13 protein-coding genes are annotated in these 20,115 nt (G+C 63.9%); 10 read left to right on the top strand and 3 right to left on the bottom strand.

What is annotated here, in order from left to right:
* Positions 1–29 precede the first annotated feature (29 nt).
* Positions 30–998, bottom strand: coding sequence for a sugar-binding transcriptional regulator (locus DS839_RS22730; RefSeq protein ID WP_119272780.1), 969 nt, complete (start codon positions 996–998; stop codon positions 30–32).
* Positions 999–1,171: 173 nt separating this feature from the next.
* Between DS839_RS22730 and DS839_RS22725 the strand changes: the two genes are divergently transcribed.
* From DS839_RS22725 to DS839_RS22695, 7 genes are read left to right on the top strand one after another with little or no spacing between them, the layout of a single operon-like run.
* Positions 1,172–2,536 carry an ABC transporter substrate-binding protein gene (locus DS839_RS22725; protein WP_162918737.1) on the top strand — a complete coding sequence of 455 codons (1,365 nt, stop codon included), beginning with the start codon at positions 1,172–1,174 and terminating at the stop codon, positions 2,534–2,536.
* Between the two features lie 19 nt (positions 2,537–2,555).
* A complete protein-coding gene (locus tag DS839_RS22720; RefSeq protein ID WP_162918736.1) occupies positions 2,556–3,479 on the top strand; it encodes a carbohydrate ABC transporter permease in 924 nt (307 codons plus the stop codon).
* Entirely contained in the window at positions 3,469–4,335 is an 867-nt protein-coding gene (locus DS839_RS22715; protein WP_119272777.1) for a carbohydrate ABC transporter permease, read from the top strand. Before DS839_RS22720 ends, DS839_RS22715 begins: the two co-directional genes overlap by 11 nt.
* Complete coding sequence (locus DS839_RS22710) at positions 4,332–5,276, top strand: carbohydrate kinase family protein (RefSeq protein WP_162918735.1); 945 nt, start codon at positions 4,332–4,334, stop codon at positions 5,274–5,276. Before DS839_RS22715 ends, DS839_RS22710 begins: the two co-directional genes overlap by 4 nt.
* Positions 5,273–6,064, top strand: a complete 792-nt coding sequence (locus DS839_RS22705; RefSeq protein ID WP_119272775.1) for an amidohydrolase family protein — start codon at positions 5,273–5,275, stop codon at positions 6,062–6,064. The genes DS839_RS22710 and DS839_RS22705 overlap by 4 nt, the downstream gene beginning before the upstream one ends.
* Before the next feature lie 33 nt (positions 6,065–6,097).
* Positions 6,098–6,934 carry a BtpA/SgcQ family protein gene (locus DS839_RS22700; protein ID WP_119272774.1) on the top strand — a complete coding sequence of 279 codons (837 nt, stop codon included), beginning with the start codon at positions 6,098–6,100 and terminating at the stop codon, positions 6,932–6,934.
* Between the two features lie 35 nt (positions 6,935–6,969).
* Complete coding sequence (locus tag DS839_RS22695) at positions 6,970–8,040, top strand: ABC transporter ATP-binding protein (RefSeq protein ID WP_119272773.1); 1,071 nt, start codon at positions 6,970–6,972, stop codon at positions 8,038–8,040.
* Here DS839_RS22695 and DS839_RS22690 read toward each other — a convergent pair.
* The gene (locus tag DS839_RS22690; protein ID WP_119272772.1) at positions 8,037–9,662 is read right to left on the bottom strand and encodes a N,N-dimethylformamidase beta subunit family domain-containing protein; all 1,626 of its coding nucleotides are present in this window, start codon (positions 9,660–9,662) and stop codon (positions 8,037–8,039) included. The genes DS839_RS22695 and DS839_RS22690 overlap by 4 nt on opposite strands.
* 64 nt (positions 9,663–9,726) lie before the next feature.
* Between DS839_RS22690 and DS839_RS22685 the strand changes: the two genes are divergently transcribed.
* Positions 9,727–11,949: a penicillin acylase family protein gene (locus DS839_RS22685; protein ID WP_119272771.1), complete on the top strand. Its 2,223-nt coding sequence runs from the start codon at positions 9,727–9,729 to the stop codon at positions 11,947–11,949.
* Here DS839_RS22685 and DS839_RS22680 read toward each other — a convergent pair.
* On the bottom strand, positions 11,930–13,429 hold the full coding sequence (locus DS839_RS22680; RefSeq protein ID WP_119272770.1) for a CoA-acylating methylmalonate-semialdehyde dehydrogenase: 1,500 nt from the start codon (positions 13,427–13,429) through the stop codon (positions 11,930–11,932). The two genes, DS839_RS22685 and DS839_RS22680, sit on opposite strands and share 20 nt — an antisense overlap.
* Positions 13,430–13,532: 103 nt before the next feature.
* On the opposite strand from DS839_RS22680, the gene DS839_RS22675 reads away from it, so the two are divergent.
* Both DS839_RS22675 and DS839_RS22670 read left to right on the top strand, forming a co-directional pair.
* On the top strand, positions 13,533–14,420 hold the full coding sequence (locus tag DS839_RS22675) for a LysR family transcriptional regulator (RefSeq protein ID WP_119272769.1): 888 nt from the start codon (positions 13,533–13,535) through the stop codon (positions 14,418–14,420).
* An 89-nt stretch (positions 14,421–14,509) separates the two neighbouring features.
* On the top strand, positions 14,510–20,086 hold the full coding sequence (locus DS839_RS22670) for a DUF11 domain-containing protein (protein ID WP_119272768.1): 5,577 nt from the start codon (positions 14,510–14,512) through the stop codon (positions 20,084–20,086).
* Positions 20,087–20,115: the final 29 nt, after the last annotated feature.

The raw sequence follows: 20,115 nt of genomic DNA, 5'->3' as shown, positions 1-20,115 counted from the left end.
TCAATGCCCGCACGGGACGGGATGGACCGTCACTCGCTGATCAACCGCGTGGCGAGATCGCCGTCGACAATCAGCCGATTGATCAGGCCCGAGCGCAGAAGGGCTTCCGCCGCCTCGGCCTTGGCGAGGCCCGCGGCCAGGAGGACGATCTCATGTCTCGCCATGTCGTCGATCGAAATACCGGGCGTGCGGTAGTTCAGCTTGCTGGGAACGGGCTTGCCGTCGCGGTTGAAGAATTTCCCCAGCATGTCGGCGACCGCGCCCGATGCGAGGACGTCCTCGATTTCTTCGGAGCGCAGCAGGCCGTGCTGATGGATGAAGGAGTTCATCGAGCAGTCGCCGAAGCTCGCAATATAGAAGTCGGCCTTCTGCGCCAGAGCGAGGGTCTGGCGCACCAGGCTCTGCGCCATGATGATCTGATAGTCCTCCTCGCTGTCGGTGATGAAGGGGGCGGGCAGAATATAGGCCTCGCCACCGCAGGTCTCGGCGAGCTTCTGCACCACCTCGAACGGGTTGGTGCGCGCGGTGCGGCTGAGCGAGCCCATGAGCGACACGAAACGCGCGTCGGGGCGGTTGATCTTCGGCATCTCATCGACCATCGCCGCGATGGTCCGGCCCCAGGCCAGTCCGATGATGGGCGATGTGGCGCCCTGCAGCCGGCGCGCCAGAAAGGCGGCTGAGCATATGCCGACGGCGTGGCGCGCACGGGCCTCGTCCGCCTGGGGATCCGCGGTGGCGCCCATGGGCGGCGAGACGATGCATTCGACCAGGCCGAAGCGGCGGCAGAGGGCGTCGGCGAGCCTGTGCGTCTCGACCGACTGATGGTCGATCGAGATCTTCACGATCTTGGCGTCGCGCGCCTTGGAGAGGAGCCTCAGGATCTTGAAGCGCGACAGCCCGGTCTGCTCGGAAATCTCCTCCTGGCTGTGGCCGCCCACATAATAAAGCCAGGCCAGACGGACGAGGAGTTGCCGTTCCTGATCGATGCTTTGGTCCATGGCGTCACTTTCCTGCACTGTGTGCACTTTTGTGTTGACCGTCAATCTGGGCCTTGTTACGCTAAATGTGCAGATTGTGCACAAAAGTGCAATCTCTTTCACCGGATATCGACAACGCGCCGGAAAACGGCCTGGAGGAAACAGACATGTTCGACTTGTGGCGGAGAGGGACTATGGAGCGTTCAGTGCGGGCATTGGCATTCGGTCTCATGTGTTCCGTGGCGGGTCTCACGGCATTGCCGACGCCAGGCTCAGCCGAGACAAACTGGAAGCAGGCCGAGGGGGCCACCCTCAACCTCCTTCTGATTTCGCATCCCTTCGTCGATGCGCTGAAGCCGATGCTGGCGGAATTCACGGCCAAGACCGGCATCAAGGTCACCTTCGAGGAGCTGGCCGAGCAGCCGGGCTTCGAAAAGCTGCTGGCGGACCTGTCGTCCAAGACCGGCGCCTATGATGTCTTCATGACCTCGCCCTTGAACAACTGGCAATATGCCTCGGCCGGCTGGCTCGAGCCGCTCGACGACTACATCGCCAATGACAAGCTCACCGATGCGGCGGAATATGATGTGAAGGATTTCATCCCCGGCATCCTCGCTTCCGGCCGCTGGACGCTCGAGCCGATGAAGGGCCTGGGCGAAGGCAAGCTCTGGGCGGTGCCGATCAATGCCGAAAGCTATCAGCTCGCCTACCGGCCGAACCTCATGAAGAAGCTTGGCCTCGAAGTGCCCAAGACCTATGCCGATTTGCTGGCGATGGCGCCGAAGCTCAAGAGCGAAGGTCCCGATGGACCGATCCATGGGCTGATCACGCGTTTCGATAAATATTGGGATCTGCCCTATCTCACCTTCGGCACGATGCTGCAGTCCTATGGCGTCGAGATGGTCGATGCCTCGGGCAAGCTGCAGATCTGTTCCGATGCCAGCGTCAAGGCGACCGAGGATTTCGTCAAGCTGATCCGCACCGCATCGCCCGAGGGGGCAGGGGCCTTCACCTGGGACCAGGCCATGCAGGGCTTCGCCTCCGGGCAATATGTGATGTCGCTCAACGAGGCCAATCTCTTCGCTTCCGTCTATGAGGATCCGAAGCAATCGAAGATCGCCGATGATGTCGGCTATGCGCTGACGCCGCTCGGGCCCGACGGCAAGCGCGCGGCCGCCGCCTGGGTGTGGTCGATGTCGATGAATTCGGCTTCCAGCCACAAGGATGCGGCCTGGCTGTTCCTCGAATGGGTCACTTCCAAGGACGTCATGGTGAAGATGCATCTTGCCGGCAACATGAATCCCGTCCGCCACTCGGCTTGGGCGGATGCCGAGCTTGCGAAAAAGGTCGAGAGCTGGGGCGAAGTGCCGGGCCAGTATCGCAAGGTGACCGAGGAAGAGAGCGAAGTCGCGGCAGTGCGCTTCCCGCCGCATCCGGAGCTGACCCGCATGCTCGACCGCTGGGCCGGCGCCATCCAGCAGTCCTATTTCGACAATGGCAATGTGCGGGAAAATCTCTGCGCCGCGCAGGCAGACGTCGAGCAGATGCTGTCCGAATAGGACAGGCGCCAACCGACGGATGCAACGGTCTGACGTGATGCAGCGCAGTGCGAACGGACGAGGGGCCCTTGCGGGCGGGCGGGCGGTTTACATCGCCATGCTCGCCCCGGCCCTCTGCCTGCTGTTCGTGACCGTCGTCCCGTTCCTCGACGGCGTCTATACGAGCCTCACCAATGAGAAGCTCTATGCCGGTGCGACCCGCTTCATCGGCTTCGCCAACTACCTGAAGCTTGCGCAGAATTCGACATTCTGGGTGGCGCTCGCCAACACGCTGATCTATGCCGGCCTCGCGACCCTGATCCAGATACCGCTCGGCCTTGCCGTGGCGCTCCTGCTCGACGTGCCGAGCAAGGTGCAATGGTTCTTCCGCAGCACCATTGCGCTGCCGCTCCTCATACCGCCCGTCGTCGCCGGCCTCATGTGGAAGACGATGATGCAGCCGCAAAGCGGCATCCTCAACTGGCTTCTGGCGCAGATCGGGCTGCCGCCCTTCGCCTGGCTCAGCGATCCAGCGACCGCGCTCCTCTCGATCATTCTGATCGACACCTGGCTTTTCATGCCGCTGGCGGCCATCATCCTCTTGGCCGGGCTGCAGTCGATCTCGGGCGAGGTGCTGGAAGCGGCGCGCATCGACGGTGCCAATGCCTGGCAGACGGTCCGCCATATCAAGCTGCAGGCGCTCAAGCCCTATATCGTGCTGGTTGCCCTGTTCCGCATACCGGATGCGCTAAAGTCGCTCGAGATCATCTATGCCACGACGCGAGGCGGCCCCCTCAATGCGACCAGGACCTTGCATGTCATGGCCTATGAAGAGGCCTATCGCTGGTCGAGCCTGGGGCGGGCCATGGCCATCGTCTTCATCCTGTGGGTCTTGTCCTATGTGTTCAGCACGATCCTGCTGTCGCTCTGGCGAAAGGAGGAAGTGAGGTTCCATGGCCGCTAGAAGCACGCCGCGCCATCTCCTCAATGGGATCCTGCTCATCTTGGGCTATGCGCTCCTCGGCGGCTTCGTGCTGTTTCCGATCTACTGGATCTTCACCATGTCGCTCAAGGAATTCGGCGACATCATCGCCTATGCGCCGCGCTTCACCTTCGCTCCGACGCTCTCCAACTATGTCGAGGTGCTGTTCGGGACGGCAGCCGATCAGGCCGGCGGCGTGATGCCGGACCTCCTGCGCTTCCTGCGCAATTCGGTGATCATTTCCTCAGGCGCCGTCCTTCTGTCGGTCATCCTCGGCCTGCCGGCCGCCTATGCCTTGGCCCGCGGCGAGCCGCGCCGCGCCAATCGCGCACGCTTCACCATCCTCTCCTTCCGCTTCGCGCCGGAGCTGGCGATCATCCTGCCGCTCTATGCCTTCTATACGATGACCGGCCTCTATGACAGCTTCCTGGGCATGATCCTCGTGCACCAGCTGATCACCTTGCCGCTGATCATCCTGATCCTCATGAGCTTCATCCGCGACATTCCGCTCGAGATCGAGGAGGCGGCACGCATCGACGGGGCCGGCCCGCTCACCATCCTGCTCAGCATCATCGTGCCGATCGCGCGGCCGGGCCTCGCCAGCGCCATGATCATCGCCTTCATCTTCAGCTGGAACAACCTGATCTTCGGCCTGGTGCTGGCGGGCGGCGAGACGCGCCCGATCACCATGGGCATCCTGCAGGCCATGACCTTCGACCAGATCAAATGGGGGCTGATGGCGGCGGCGGCCATGGTCTCGGCCGTGCCGGGCATGATCGCTTCGCTCCTGTTCCAGCGCCAGATCACCAGCGGCCTGACACTCGGAGCGGTCAAATGAGCGGGCTCGAGCTTTTTTCCATCGGATCGTGGTCGATCTTCGATCACCTGCTGCGGATGAAGCGCCTGCCCGCCGAAGGCGAGACGGTGCCGCTCGACATGCCGATCGAGGAGATGGAGCGCCTGCATTTCGGCGATTGCAGCGCCAATATCGCCGCCGTGGCGGCGCGTCTCGGCCTCCGCACCGGCCTCGGCATGGTGGTGGGAGATGATTTCGAGACCTCGGGTTACGGGGCCCATCTGCAGGCTCTCGGAGTCGACCTCTCGGGCGTCGAGATCCGGCCCGGCGCCAGATCGGGCCACAGCTTCAACTTCTTCGATGCCGAGAACCGCAGCTTCTGCGTGTCGCATCTCGGTGTCGCCGAGAAGCAGGACGACTGGCGGATACCCGAAGCCGCCATCGTCCAAGCCAGGGCGCTGGTGGTGAGCGAGATGTTCGGCCCCTATACGCTCGGCGCCATCGAAGCCGCGCGCCGCGCCGGCCGGCTGACGGCTATCAACGGCATGGTGGCGAGCGCGGGACAATCCGCTTCACGCTTCCTCGCCGCTGCCGACATCCTGATCCTGAGCCGCGGCGAGGCCGCCGATCTCGTCAAGCGCCTCGCGCTCGACGCCGCCGGCGATCTCTTGGATCTCGGGCCGCGTCTGGTCGTTATAACGGAAGGCAGCGATGGCAGCCGCTGGCATCGGTGCGAAGGAGAGACCCGCTTGCCCGCCGTGCGGACCGAGAGTTTCGTCGACTCGACAGGGGCAGGCGACAGTTTCGCGGCTTCGGTCATGTGCGGTCTCATCCGCGGCTGGCCGATCGAGCAGACCGGTAAGTTCGCCGCGACCGTGGCGAGCTTTGTGGTCGAAGCCTGGGGCTGCCAGACCAATCTTCCCGACATGGACAGGGTGGCCCTGCGCTACCGCAACTACTTCAAGGAGAATCTGATCCCATGAAGGTCATCGACGCCCATATGCATTACGGCACCGATGCCAATGTGGCCGCGCATACATGCGTGCCCTATCTGGTGAACGGTGAGCCCGACAGCGTCATCCGGCTTCTCGACGAGCAGAATGCGTCGCATGGCGTGCTCTTCCCGCATGACCGGCGGATGAGCCCGCCCTGGGATGCCGACTATGACAAGGCCAATGGGCTGGTCGGCGAGGCGGCGCGGAAATATCCCGACCGCATCGTCGGTGTCGCCCGCATCGATCCCACTTTCGGGGCGGAGCATACGGCAGCGCTCATCGACCGCTATGTCGGGGAATGGAACTGCCGCGGCTTGAAACTCGTCGCCGGCTACGACTTCTACCGGCCGAACGACATGAAGGTGATGGGACCGCTGCTCGACAAGGCCGAGGAACATGGCCTGACCGTCCTGTTCCATTCCGGCGACGCGCCGCGCGATCTGCCTTACCTGCAGGCGCAGGCGGCCAAGGCCTATCCCAAGGTGCAGTTCGTCCTTGCCCATATCGGCATGCATGCCTTCCTGTGGGAGTGCATCCTCGCCTGCCAGGAATATCCCAATATCAGCGTCGACATGTCCCAGGCCTTCGCCTTCGACATCATGACCTTCATCAAGAACGTGTCGGCCGACCGGCTGCAATATGGCTCCGACGTGCCCTATCAATCCACGAAGATCGAGCAATTGAAGCTCAGGGAAATCGGTCTTTCCGAGGCCGATCTCGAAAAGGTCTTCTGGCGCAACGCCGCCCGCATCTGGGGCATCGACCGGACCCAATAATCAACCATGAACCCGCATATCAGGACGACAACCATGCTCGATCAACCACCCGCAGCCGCCAATCCCTTGCGCAAGCTGTTCTCCGTGAACAAGCCGATCATCGGCATGGTGCATGTCAAGCCGCTGCCCGGATCGCCGCGCGCCAAGTCGGTCGATCTCGAAGCGGTCTATGACGCCGCGGTGGAGGAGGCGCTCCGCCTCGTCGGCGGCGGAGTCGACGGATTGCTGCTCGAGAATGCCGGCGACATTCCCTTCCTCAAGCCCGAGGACATCGGCTACGAGACGGTGGGCGCGATGTCGGTCGTCGGCGACCGCATCCGCAAGGCGACGCGCGTTCCGCTCGGCTTCAACATCGTCGCCAATGCCGCGCGCGCCTCGCTCGCCTGCGCCAGGAGCTCAAATGCCGATTTCGTCCGCGTCAATCAGTGGGCCAATGCCTATGTCGCCAATGAAGGCATCATCGAGGGCGCCGCAGCGCGCGCTTTACGCTATCGCAGCGCCATCGGCGGCGACGACATCCTCGTTTTCGCCGATGTGCATGTCAAACACGGCAGCCACGCCATCGTCGCCGACCGCGATCTTTCCGAGCAGACGCGCGATGTCGAGTTCTTCGGCGCCGATGTGCTGATCGCGACGGGCAACCGCACCGGCCATGCCGCCGAGGTCGAGGAGATCGAAGGCATCCGCAAGGGGGCGACGCGGCCGATCCTGGTCGGCAGCGGCATCACCCCCGACACGGCCGAAAGCCTGCTCACCGCGGCCGATGGCGCCATCGTCGGCAGCTGGTTCAAGGACAGCAACGACATGTGGGGCGACGTGGTGCCGGACAAAGTGTCCCGCCTCATGGAGAAGGTGCAGCGCTTCAGATAGCGCGCGCTTCATACGGCAGCAGAGACGAGGGACCCATGGCATCGGTCACGATCAGGAACGTTCGCAAGCTCTTCGGGCAGGTCGAGGTCATCAAGGGGCTGTCGCTCGATATCGGCGAAGGCGAGTTCGTCGCCCTGGTGGGACCTTCCGGCTGCGGAAAGTCGACGCTGCTGCGCATGATCGCCGGCCTCGAGGACGTCTCGGACGGCGAGATCCGCATCGGCGACCGGGTCGTCAACGACATCGAGCCCAAGGACCGCGACGTGGCCATGGTGTTCCAGTCCTATGCACTCTATCCGCATATGACGGTGGCAGAAAATCTGAGTTTCGCGCTCCGTCTCAAGAAGACGCCGGCCGAGACCGTCACGGCGCAAGTGGGACGTGCCGCCCACATGCTCGGGCTTTCCGATCTGCTGCAGCGATTGCCGCGGCAACTCTCCGGCGGCCAACGCCAGCGTGTCGCGATGGGCCGCGCCTTGGTCAGGAATCCGCAAGTGTTCCTGTTCGACGAACCTCTGTCCAATCTCGATGCCAAGCTCCGCGTCCAGATGCGGGCCGAGATCAAGAAGCTGCACCAGACGCTGAAGGTCACGACGGTCTATGTCACGCACGATCAGATGGAGGCCATGACGCTGGCCGACCGCGTCGTCGTGCTGCAAGGCGGCATCATCGAACAGGCCGGACGGCCGCTGGAGCTCTATGATCGTCCGGCAAATGCCTTCGTCGCCGGCTTCATCGGCTCGCCGGCCATGAATCTGCTGTCCGGCCGCATCTCCGCCGACGGTGCCGGCTTCGAGATGGCAACACGCGCAAGGCTCGGGCTGCCGGAGCCGCTGCAGGCGCTTGCCGGAAAGCCCGTCATGCTGGGCGTGCGGCCGGAGCATCTCGCCGTCACCAAGGATGCGCGCGGAACGCCGGCACAGGCCCTCGTCATCGAGCCTACCGGTGCCGAGACGCATGCCGTCCTGGATCTGGGAGGGCAGGAGGTCACGGCCGTCTTCCGCGAGCGCCTTCCCGTCGCGCCGGGCGAGACGGTCGCCATGTCCATCCTGCCGGGTTCGGCGCATCTCTTCGACCCGGATTCGGGAAAGAGGATTGCTCACTAACCCAAGAAGCGATCGAGCACGTTGCGGGTCACCTTCATGACCATTTCGTCCTGACGCAGGAGGCCAGCCACCCATTCGCAGGTCCCGGCATGGAAGACCTCGCCTTTGCCGCGGCGAAAATTGACGATCATGCCGCAGCCGCGCTTGGTCGCTTCGACCGCCGCGGCATCCGTGCTGCCTGCAAGCACGCTCGCCACATATTCGGCATCCTCTGAGCCGAGGAAGGTCTTGCCAGGGAGGATCGTCGGACCTTCCTCGATGGTCGAGGAGAGGCCGAGCGCCAGGATCTGCAGGCCTTCGGGCGCCACCTCACTTGCCGCGACATGGGGCAGGCCGCCGCGGATCTCGTAATCGAGCCCATCCACCTCATAGCCGAAGATGACCGAGCCCGCGCCCAGCACATCGCCATAATAAAGTCCGGTGCCTTCGAAGGCCCAATGCTCCGGGCGATAGACGGGAAAGCCCCTGGCGCCGCGCGGCGAACAGCCGGACCAGCCAGCATAGAGGCCGCGCGTCGCGTTGAGGCCGAAAGTCGTGGCGCCCGGCCGGCCGATCTCCTTCGCCTCCCAGGATTCGGTCACCAGATGACGCGGCCCCGTGGTCATCAAGGGATCGTTCCGGGTCGCCAGATATTTGTGGCAGACCTGGGTGCGGCCTTCCTGCTCGAGCCGGATCTGCCACATGAAATTGCCGGCGAAACGCGCGATGCGGCCGCCCTGATCGACATAGGCATCGATGGCGTCGCGCATCTCCCATGACCAATATTCGTCATGGCCGACCATCACTAGGCAGCGATAGGCGATGAGGATCTCGGGGTGAAAATGCAGATCGGTCTGCGCGATGACGTCGATCACATAGCCTGAGGCTTCCGCCCAGCGCAGGAAATGCCGCTCATAGCTCGCCCAGCCGGCGGATGCATATTTCTTGCTGTAGCCATGGGCATGGGCCCATTCCATATGCGGATAGCGGGGCTCCGCCATCATCGCCGGCGGCTCGAGAAGCGTCGGCCGCGGCGCACATTCAGGCAAAGTGACGAAGCCCTTGGCGAAAGGGCGATGAGTGCTGAGTACGGCCGAGAAGAGGTCCTTATTGGGACCGGTGAAGCCCTGATAGTGGTTCGATCCGCCCCAGTCGTTGTAAGCGGTCCAGGTCGAGGTCGCGGCGATCAGGAGAAGGCGGCCCGTTTTGTCAGTATCAGATGCCGGGCGGACGATCAGCAGATGATCATGCGTGTCGGCGACCTTGCCTTCATGGCGGCACTGCGTGCGGATGATATAGGCGCCGGAGCGCCAATCGGCGCCGATCTCGAATTCGAGCGCCACCGGCCAGAAGCAGCCCGCGATCGAGCAATCTTCCGGAATGGGATGGAGCTTGCCGGGCAATCCTCTGCGCTCCAGAACCGTCTCTTGCGCCAGGCCGTCACGCATGACGAGAAGATCATAGCTTCGGGCATTGGTGCAGCTATGGAGCCTCACCTTGTCGCCCGGCGCATAGGATTGCGCATCCGTATAGGACCAGACGCGAAGGCGATCGAGGGCATCGGCGCGGGGCCGCTCGGCATAGTTGCCGAGCACGGCTTGCTTCAGCCATTCGGGAGAGGGCGGAGGGGTATCGGCAATCATGCATAGCGCCTAGCAAATATCCGCTCTGTTCAAAAGCGTGCGATTGTGTTTTTCAATTCCCCTCATGAAGCATGAACGCATCAGCCTTCCCAAAGGGCGGCCCGCACCCGGCAAGCCCTGCCGTATCCTCATCGACGCTTATGGCGTGCCGCATCTTTATGCGGAGAACGAGCAAGACCTGTTCTTCCTTCAGGGCTTCAATGCGGCGCGCGACCGCTTGTGGCAGATCGATCTCTGGTACAAGCGCGGCCTCGGCCGCCTCGCCAAGAATTTCGGCGAGGCCTTTCTCGTCCATGACATCGCGGCGCGAAAGCTCCTCTATCGCGGCGATCTCGACAAGGAATGGGCGGCCTACGGCCCCGATGCGAAGGCGATCTTCGGTGCTTTCGTCGATGGGGTGAATGCCTTCATCGCCTTGACCCGCTCCGGCGACCAGCCTTTGCCGGCCGAGTTCGCGCATACAAGGACTGAGCCCGATTTCTGGACGGCGGATGAAGCCATCACCATCCGCTTCCATGGGCTCATGCAGAATGTCGAGGAGGAGGTCGCCCGGGCGCGCTTGCGCGCCGACGGGAATAAAGCGTGCGAGCGCTTCCTCGGCCGCTTGCAACCGTCAATCGACGACGCCTCGACTTTCACCCGCGCCGAAGCCGATCTTCTCGAAGCGGCGCTTGCGGTCTATCGCCATGGCGTCGATCCGATCAGCTTCGGATCGACGGCAAAGAGCGGGGCGAGCGATCCCGGCGGATCGAATGCCTGGGCGATCGCAGGCGCGCGGACGCCGAGTGGCAAGCCGATCCTTGCCAGCGATCCGCATCGTGCCTTGACCATGCCTTCCTTGCGTTATCTCGTCGGCCTGCATGCGCCGGGCCTCGACCTCATCGGCGGCGGCGAGCCCATGCAGCCCGGCGTCTCGATCGGCCACAATGGCACGGCGGCTTTCGGCCTGACGATCTTCCCGGCCGATCAGGAAGACTTCGTCCTCATCGAGGGCGACGGCGTTGCGGTCACCACTGTGCGCGAGCCGATCGAGGTGCGCGGGCGATCCGAGCCGGTGATGACCACAATCAACCTGACGCCGGTCGGTCCTATCCTCGCCTCGCATGAGAAGAGCGCGGTGGCGCTGCAATCGGTGTGGTTCGAGCCGGGCGCCTTTCCCTATTTGCAGAGCCTGCGCTACCGCAAGGCGCGCTCGCTTGCCGAGTTCAGCGCGGCGGCGGCGCACTGGGGATGTCCGGCGGTCAATCTCATCTATGCCGATGAGGCGGGCGACATAGCGCGGCTGTCGACGGGCTTCATGCCGAAGCGCCGGCAGAACGGCCTCGTGCCGCGCCGCCTCCCGGACGATGCCCGATGGGACGGCGTGTTCTCCATCGCCGAGGAGACCAAAGTGGCCAATCCGGCGAGCGGCTACGTCCATACCGCGAATGAGTTCAACCTGCCGGACAAATCGGCGCGCGAAAAGATGCTCGGCTTCGAATGGTCGGAATCCTCGCGGGCGCGGCGGATCAAAGCGCGCCTCGGCGGGAATGAGACGGTCACGATCGCGGATTCACTGGCCTTGCAGCTCGACAAGACATCGCTGATCGCCGAGCGCGTCTTGGCCTTCGCCGCGAAGCTCGCTTTTGCCGATGAGAGGGTGGAAGGCGCGATCAAGCGCCTTTCCGCCTGGGATGCAGTCCTCGATCCGGAGAGCCGCGAAGCCGCCCTCTTCGAAATCTGGCATGTCCGGCATCTCAAGCCGGTACTCGTCGCGCACGCCGCAGGCCGGCCGTTCTCCATGCCCCGCATCGACAATGAAGTGTCCTGCGATTTCCTTGAAAGCCTGGGCAGCGACAAGGCGACGCCGCTGATCGAGACGACGCTCGGCGCGGCGCTCGACGAGCTCGCCCACCATGACAGGCGCCTTGGTAAAGAGGCCCGCTGGGGCGATCTGCATCACGCGCTCTTTGCGCATCCCTTGTCCGGCCAGAGCGAGCGGTTCCCGGTCGTCGGGCCACTTCGCCAGGGCGGCAGCGAGTCGACCGTCTTCCACAGCGGCTTCGATGCCGCCACTTTTGTGAAGCTGACGGGATCGACCTTCCGGATCGTCATCGACCTGGCCGATCTCGACAAGAGCTTTTGGATCAACGCGCCCGGCCAGAGCGGCGACAGTACATCGCCATTCTATGACGCGATGGCGCCTTTATGGGCGAAGGGCCAAGTGGTCCCGCTTGCGAGCTCGGCCGCCGCGGTGCGCAAGGCGGCCGAGATCGAGATCGACGTGGTCAGCGCATCGTCGGCATGACGAATTCGGATCCGGCCCTGATTCCGGTCGGCCAGCGCGACGTGATGGTCTTGAGCTTCGTGTAAAAGCGAATGCCTTCCGGCCCATGCATGTGATGGTCGCCGAAGAGCGAGGACTTCCAGCCGCCGAAGGAATGGAAGGCCATCGGCACCGGGATGGGGACATTGATCCCGACCATGCCCACCTGGATCTGATGGGCGAATTCGCGGGCCGCGTCACCGTCGCGGGTGAAGATCGCGGTGCCGTTGCCGAATTCATGCTCGTTGATCATGCGGGCGGCGGTCTCGAAGGAATCGGCGCGCGAAACCGCGAGCACCGGGCCAAAAATCTCTTCCTTATATATCTTCATGCCGGTGGTCACATGGTCGAAGAGCGTGCCGCCGAGGAAATAGCCGTTCTCATAGCCCTGCATGCGGAAGGAGCGGCCATCGACGACGAGCTTGGCGCCCTCGGCGACACCGGCATCGATATAGGACTTCACCTTCTCATAATGCTGGCGGGTGACGAGCGGGCCCATCTCGGCTTCCTTGTCGGTGCCGGGACCCACCTTGAGACCGCGCACCCTGGGCTCGAGCTTCGCCACCAGGGCGTCGGCAGTCTTCTGGCCGATCGGCACGGCGACCGAGATCGCCATGCAGCGTTCGCCGGCCGAGCCATAGGCCGCACCCATGAGGGCATCGACGGCCTGGTCGAGATCGGCATCCGGCATGACGATCATGTGGTTCTTGGCGCCGCCCAGCGCCTGGCAGCGCTTGCCGGTCTTCGCCGCGGTCTCGTAGATGTAGCGGGCGATCGGGGTCGAGCCGACGAAGCTCACGGCCGCGATGTCGGGATGGTGCAGGAGCGCATCCACCGCGACCTTGTCGCCGTGGACGACATTGAAGACGCCTGAGGGAAGTCCCGCTTCCTCGAGCCATTGGGCGAGCAGCAGCGCGGCGGAAGGATCGCGCTCGGAGGGCTTCAGGATGAAGCAGTTGCCGGCCGCGAGCGCCACAGGGAACATCCACATCGGCACCATGGCAGGAAAGTTGAAGGGCGTGATGCCGGCGACGACGCCGAGCGGCTGGCGCAGCGAGTGGCTGTCGACGCGGGTGCCGACATTCTCGGTGATCTCGCCTTTCAGAAGCTGCGGTGCGCCGGTCGCGAATTCGACGACCTCCATGCCGCGCTGGATCTCGCCTACGGCATCCGACAGCACCTTGCCGTGCTCGGCGGTGATGACTTCCGCAAGCGCGTCGGTTCGCTCTTCGAGGATGCGCAGGAACTTGTTGAGGATGCGGGCGCGGCGGAGCGGCGTGGTCGCCGCCCAGGCGGGAAAGCTCTTCCGCGCGACGGCGACGGCTTCGTTCACCTCCTCGACCGAGGCCAAAGCCAAGGCACCCGTCTCATCGCCGGTGGCCGGATTGTAAACCGGGGAACTGCGGCCCGAGCGGCCCTCGACCTTACGGCCACCGATATGATGCGGGATAGTCTTCGCCATGTGAGGCACTCCTCGATAAATCACGAGGCCGTTATGCGGCGTTAAATCATGCACAGCAATAAACAGAATTGCAGCTTTGTTGTGCATATTTTATAGTCATCTCATGGACTGGGATCGCATCCGCATTTTCCTCGCCGTCGCCCGTTCCGGCCAGATCCTGGGCGCGGCGCGGCAATTGAAATTGAACCATGCCACGGTCGGGCGGCAGCTGACGGCTCTCGAAACCGAGCTCGATGCGCGGCTGGTCGAGCGCCAGACCCATGGCTGCACGTTGACTCCCGCCGGCGAGGTGCTGCTCAAGGCGGCCGAGCGGGTCGAATCCGAATTGCTGCAGGCGGGAACGCTGCTCTCCGGCGCCTCCGAGGCGCTCACCGGCGCGGTGCGGGTCGGCGCGCCCGACGGCCTCGGCAATTATTTTCTGTCGCGCGCCCTGGGGGCGCTCGCCGCCCAGCATCCGGGATTGACGATCCAGCTCGTGCCGCTGCCGCGGACCTTTTCGCTCACCCGGCGCGAGGCCGATATCGTCATCACGCTCGACCGGCCCAAGCAGGGACGGCTCATCGTCAAGAAGCTCACCGACTATACGCTCAGCGTCTATGCCGCGAAGAGCTATCTCGTGCGCGCCGGACGTATCCTGCGGCCGGAAGATCTCGCCGGGCATCTGTTCATCACCCATGTCGAGGACTTCGTCTACAGCCGCGCGCTCGATTACGCCGCCGAGCTCGGGCGGCTGATGAGCCGGCATTATGAATGCGGCAGCGTCGTCGCCCAGATGGAGGCGGTGCGGGCAGGGCACGGCATCGGCATCCTGCATGACTATGCGGCCGGCCAATTCCCCGAGCTCAAGCGCGTTCTGCCGCAAACCCGCTTCACGCGCACCTATTGGCTGATGTCGCATCCCGACACGCATCACACCCGCCGCGTGGCGGAAGTCTATGACTTCGTTTCGAAAAGCGTCGCCGCGGCCAAGGCGAGCTTCGTCATTTCCTGATGCGCCGCGGCTTTGTTCATCCCCGGTTCAGCCGACATTACCTAAGGGTAATGATCTAGTGGCGGATGTTGCAACCGTGGAGATCGTGAATGCGGTACCTTGGCTTGCTTGGTCTTGTGCTTATCGCATTCGCCACATCCCAGGCGAACGCCCAAGACAATGCCGTTTTTACGCGCGGCGACGCCGTGGTCACGGGCTTCTCCGGCACGAAACCCGCCGATCCGCCCCCCGCCAGCGGCAATCCGATCGATGAAACCTTCATCGACCTCGATGGCGCGTCGGCGCGGATCATGCGGCTCGCCCCGGGAGCGCCGCCCGCCGGGCAGCTCATCACCGCCCCCTCCGTTCTCCAGGTCAAAGCCCGCGATGCCGGCCAGGTTTTCGCCATCGGCCTCGATACGCAGGACACGCCCAACATTTATCTCGGCGCCACCTCGGCTTTCGGGCTGCAGATCGTGGCGCCCGACTCAGATGGCGACGGGCGGCCGGAACGCCTGAAGAAGGGCGACGCCCAAGCCCAGTGGATGGCGGGGCAGTTCGGCCGGAATGGCGGCCCCGGCTCGATCTACAAGGTCGACGGCAAGACCGGCGCCGTGTCGCTCTTCACGACCATACAAGGCAACAGCGGGCCGGGCCTCGGCGACATCGTCTATGACAGCGCCACAAGGCAGTTCTTCGTTTCCGATTTCGACAACGGACTGATCCATCGCCTGGACGCGACCGGAACGCTCATCGACTCATTCGATCATGGCCAGACGGGGCGGCCGGCGGCGGGCCTGCCCGCGGTCGCGGATGACGGCGTGGCGATGGACATCAAGTCGCCGGCCTTCGACAGCGAAGATTCAGGCAGCTGGGGCTTCACCCAGCCCGAGCGGCGCGTCTGGGGGCTCGGCCTGCGCGCCGGGCGCCTTTATTACGCCCCCTTCGTGGGCGCCGCGGGACCGGAAATCTGGTCCGTCTCCATCAATCTCGACGGCACCTTCGGCAATGATCCCCGTCGCGAAATCGAGGTTTCGGGAACGCCCGGCAATCATCCCATCTCGGATATCGCCTTCGATGCCCAAGATTACATGTATGTGGCCCAGCGCGGCGGCATCAAGGGCAGCTACGACTATTCCGTTTTCGCCGATTCGAAACAGTCGGTGGTCTTCCGCTTCGGCCGGGAGATACCGGACGATCCGGACACGCCCGGCATCTGGGTGCCGATACCTGATGAATATGCCATCGGCTACCCGCCCGATTATCGCAACACATCGGGCGGCGTGGCGCTCGGCTACGGCTATGATGCGGCGGGAGCGATCCGGCCCGGCGCATGCGATATCACCATTTGGGCGACAGGCGATGCGTTGCTCTCAAATGCATCGCCCACGCAGGAGGCCGCCACTCCGCAGTCGCCGGTCGTGAATGGCTTGCAAGGGACTGACCGCGCGCTGACGCGGCCGGACAATGAGCCGCCGGCGAAATCCTATTTTCTCGACTATGATGGTGTGACGGGCGATCCGCGTGAGCTCGGCCATGTGGGCGATGTCGAGATCTGGCAGCCTTGCGCGCCGGGGGCCGACTTCGGCACCTATGTGCCGTCCGCCGATGTGCCGCCCGACTATTTCCCGCCAGGTGAGACGCCTGAGGACGGCGTGCCGCCGGGCGATGTACCGCCGGGCGATGTGCCGCCGGATGGCGTGCCGCCGGGCGATGTGCCGCCGGACGGTTTTCCGGAAGGGGTCTACAATCTGCGCCTTGAAAAGCGGTCGCTGCCCGGCGCCTGCGTGGCGGGTGGGCTCGGCTTCCTGTGCGATTACGTGGTGCGCGTCACCAATACGGGTCCGGACCCTTATTTTGGTCCGATCGTCGTCAATGACGAGCTGCCGGCAGCGCCGGCGGGCGCGGTCATGACGCTCGCCAATATTCCGCCCTGGGTCTGCTTTGCCATCTCGCCGACCGAGCAGCAATGCACCTATGGCCCGGCAGGGCTCCTGCCCGGAGAAAGCATCGACCTTCACGTCGAGGTCGATCTCCCGGTCGCGGCACCCGTCTGCCATCTCGACAACGAGGCCGGACTTGTCTGGCCGCTGGGTTTCGGCGATGCCGATCCTGCGGATGACTTCGACCTGGCAGTCGCCACGATCCCGGCTCCTCACTGCCCGCCGGTTGACGGCGAGAAGACCAATCTCAAGATCTCGAAACACAAGATTGGCGATGTCTGCATCGACAAGATCGGCCACTTCGAATGCCGGTATAACATCGTGGTCCGCAACATCGGGGCCGGCGTCTATAACGGCCTCATCAAGGTCGACGACACCATCCCTGCGGGGGCCACCGCGACCTTCGCGCCGGCGTCATGGGCCTGTGCAGGCCCCGGGCCGACCTATTCCTGCCAGAGAGGGCCGGTGGTTCTCTTGCCCAACCAGGCGGTGAATCTGAACGCCGTCGTCAAGGTCCCGAAAAACCTTGCCCAGCCTTTGCAGTGCCAGGCGAAGAACGAGGTGAAAATCGTCGCGGCCGCGGGCGGAACCGACCAGAACACCGATCCGACCGATGATGAAGCCGACGCCACGATGATCCTGCCGGGCGAGCTCGCCGAGTGCCCAGGCTTGCCCGCATTGAGCAACCTCAAGATCTCCAAGAAAGGGCCCAATGGCGAGTGCCCCGTCGTGTTCGGCAATTGGATGTGCGAGTTCAAGATCACCGTCCAGAATTTCGGCAAGCCTTACACAAGCCCCATCCAGTTCCTTGACTATGTGCCGTTGAACAATCCTCCCGGTGCCACGCTCTCGTTCCAGCCGCCCGCCGGCTGGAATTGCGGCGGCCCGGCACTGTTCCCCAATCTCTATCAGTGCAACAGCGATAATCCCGACCTTGCGGATATGGAAAAGGTCGAGATCCCGGTGACCGTCAGGATTCCGGTGGCGCCCGTGCCGAAATGCGAGGTCACCAACACCGCGCAGATCATCAAGGCGCCAGGCGGCACGCTGATCAACTCCTTCGCCGGCGATGACAAGAGCTCGGCCAAGGCGCAGCTCGCTGCCGCGGTTGCGCAGGGTCTCTGCCTTTCCGACCTCAAGATCACGAAAACCGGACCTGCCGGCCCGTGCCCTCCCAAAGGCAACGACTGGGAGTGCAAGTTCAAGATCACGGTGCAAAATTTCGGCAAGGATTATAAGAGCCCGATCCAGTTCCTCGACTTCCTGCCGGGCCTGCAAGCCGGCGCCACGGTCGCGTTCCAGCCGCCCGCCGGATGGAATTGCGGAGGACCGACATTCCCGAATCTGTATCAATGCAGCAGCAACAATCCCAATCTCGCGCATCAGGAAAAGGCCGAGATTGGGATGACGGTCAGGATTCCTGTATCGCCCCAGGCGAAGTGCCAGATCACGAACACCGCGACGATCGTCAAGGCGCCGGGCGGGACCGCGCATAATTTCTTTAAGCCCAACGACACGGATTCGACTCAAGCCCAAGTCGCGCCGGTATTCCCGCAGGGCGGAGGCCAGGGCATCTGCCTTGCGGCGAATATGGACCAGTCCGAGCCGCCGCTCACCTCGCCCGAAGGGAAGGAGAGCAATCTCTCGATCACCAAGACGGCTTCTGCAAGCCAGGTGACGGCGAGCGGACAGAGTTCGACATTCACCATCACTGTCACCAACCAGGGGCCAGGCGTGTTCAACGCGCCGATCGAGGTCCGCGATACGCTGTTCGACGGCCAGATCGTCGAGCCGTCCAACGGAAGCTGGTCGGCGCCTTGGGTCTGCGAAGGCCAGTCGGCGGTCGGCCATCCCGAGCAGGGGATCTGCAAGCATCCGCAGATCGCGCTCGATCCGGGCGAAAGCGTCGTGCTCGAGCTCGAGATCGAGGCGCCGAACAGTTTTGTCGCGCCCTCCGGGTCGCAGGTGAAATGCGGCTACAAGAACAAGGCCGAGATCCTGAGACCTGCCCCCGGCAGCCCGAAGAACAACGACGCGAGCGATGATGTCGCCTTTGCCGACGTCAAATTTGCGCCGTTCGAACTGCACGGCAAGAAGTTCTGCGAGCCGGGCCTCACGAGCGACCCTGGCCGCGACAGGAACCTCACCATCACCAAGACGGTCGGCGCGTGCGATGGCACCGCGAGCGGTCAGAACTGTCCGTTCACGATCACCGTTACCAATGCCGGACCAGGCGTCCATAACGGCCCGATCGAGCTGCGCGATACGCTGTTCGACGGCCAGATCGTCGAGCCTTCGAACGGCAGCTGGTCGTTCCCCTGGGTCTGCGAAGGCCAGTCCGCGGTCGGCCATCCGGAGCAGGGGATCTGCACCCATCCGGCGGTCCAGCTCGATCCGGGCGAGAGCGTCGTGCTCACTCTCGAGATCGAAGCGCCGAACAGTTTTGTGGCACCCTCGGGATCGCAGGTGAGGTGCGGCTACAAGAACAAGATCGAGATTCTCGAGCCGGCCGGCGGCACGCCGCAAAATACCAATGCCGGCGACGACACCGCCTTCGTCGAAGCCAAGTTCGAGCCGTTCGAAAAGCACGGCACGGAATTCTGCGGCCTTGGCCTGACGACGCCGCCTGCGTCACAGGCCTGTCCGCAAGGCTGGTCGCGGACACCCATACCGGGCAAATGCTGCCCGCCCAATTCGGGCTGGGATGGCGAGCGCTGCAAGCGCGACGTGAAGCCGCCCGAAGAGAAGTGCCCGGTGAATTCCGCCGGCGATTATCCCGATTGCCGCTGCAAGTCTGGCTATACGGGCACGCCGCCCAATTGCCGCAAGATCGATGTGCCCGAGAAATGCACGGGTGGCATGGAGCGGATCGACGGCGAGTGCCGCTGCCCGCGCGGGATGCGCTTCATCGACGGCAAGTGCCGCATACCGTCATCGGGGCCGGAGAAGACCTGCGATGTGAACGAGGTCGGCACCTATCCGAATTGCCGCTGCGCCAAGGGTTTCACCGGCGCGCCGCCGAACTGCCGGCCGATCGTCTGCCCGCCGGGCACCAGGGGCAAGTTCCCCGACTGCCGCAAGATCGACTGCCCGGCCAACCAGGAGTGGATCGACGGCGCCTGCCGCTGCCGCTACCCGCTCAAATGGAACGGCAAGCGTTGTGTCGCCGATACGCCCAAGGTCTGCCCGGCGGACTCCGTCGGCAACTATCCGAACTGCCGCTGCAAGCGCGGCACGACGGGTGTGCCCGGCAAATGCGAGCGCATCGTCATCGAGCCCAAGAAGTGCCCGGCGGACTCGGTCGGTAATTTCCCGAACTGCCGCTGCAAGCGCGGCACCACGGGTGTGCCCGGCAAGTGCCAGCGCATCGTCGAGCCCAAGAAGTGCCCGGCGGACTCGGTCGGCAATTTCCCGAACTGCCGCTGCAAGCGCGGCACGAAGGGCGTGCCCGGCAAGTGCGAGCGCATCGTCATCGAGCCCAAGAAATGTCCCAAGGGCTTCAGAGGCACGCCGCCCAATTGCGTGCGCATCATCATCGAGCCCAAGAAATGCCCGAAGGGCTTCCGCGGAACGCCGCCCGATTGCAAGCGCATCGTCATCGAGCCCAAGACGTGCCCGAAGGGCTTCCGCGGCACGCCGCCCAATTGCGTGCGGGTCATCATCGATGCGCCGCGCCGGCTGTGTCCCCAGGGCTTCCGCGGCACGCCGCCCAATTGCGTGCGAGCCGGCACCATTCCCCAGTAGCCGGATCGGCGTGCTCTCTTTAAGCGTGA

This window comes from Taklimakanibacter deserti (genome assembly GCA_003574785.1).
Note: the sequence above shows the minus strand (reverse complement) of the source record. Positions and strands in the feature narration are given on the sequence as shown.